This is a genomic window from Shewanella pneumatophori (assembly GCF_023283895.1).
Taxonomy (GTDB): domain Bacteria; phylum Pseudomonadota; class Gammaproteobacteria; order Enterobacterales; family Shewanellaceae; genus Shewanella; species Shewanella pneumatophori.
Genome location: NZ_JAKILB010000039.1, coordinates 1 through 658 on the forward strand (window position 1 = coordinate 1; position 658 = coordinate 658).

1 protein-coding gene is annotated in these 658 nt (G+C 52.7%); it reads left to right on the plus strand.

Going from position 1 to position 658, the window contains the following annotated elements; all coding sequences use genetic code 11:
- A partial coding sequence (locus L2740_RS21395; protein ID WP_248952004.1) for a VCBS domain-containing protein occupies nt 1-658 on the plus strand: 658 nt, incomplete at both ends.

Sequence of the window (658 nt, forward strand, 5' to 3'; positions counted from 1 at the left end):
GGTCATTACCATTACCGGTACTAACGATATTCCTGACCTCACCATCAGTAATACCGATGGGGTAATAACCGAAGACACTATTGATGTGGCACCAGACCGCCTTGTAGCCACCGGTGACATCACCACCTTTGATGTGGACAACAATGATGTACTCACCCTAAGTGCCAGCTATAACGGCGATATTGATTGGCAAAATCCAGCCATGGCCGCGCTGACGGCTCAGCAAATCTCAGATTTATTGGCCGGCTTTAGTCTCGATAACGATGACATGGGCTGGACCTATGATATCGATAATGCCTTGGTGGACTTCCTCGCCGAAGGCGACAGCATCACCTTCAGCTTTGATGTTACCGTCACCGATGCCAATGGCGCCTTCACGACTCAGACGGTGACCATGACCATTAACGGCACCAACGATGCGCCGGTCATTACCCCATCGCCAGATGATGAAGCTGGCGAAGTGATTGAGGCCGGTGTGCAGTCAGGGGGTAACACACCTGAGCCGGGCGTGGCCATGGTACAAGGGGATTTAGATGCCAGCGATCCCGACAGCGGTGATACGCAAACTTGGTCGTTTGCACCGCAGGCCAGTGTTTACGGTAGCTTTAGTATTGACCCCGCCACTGGCGTGTGGACCTACACCCTAAATGAAAGCAGT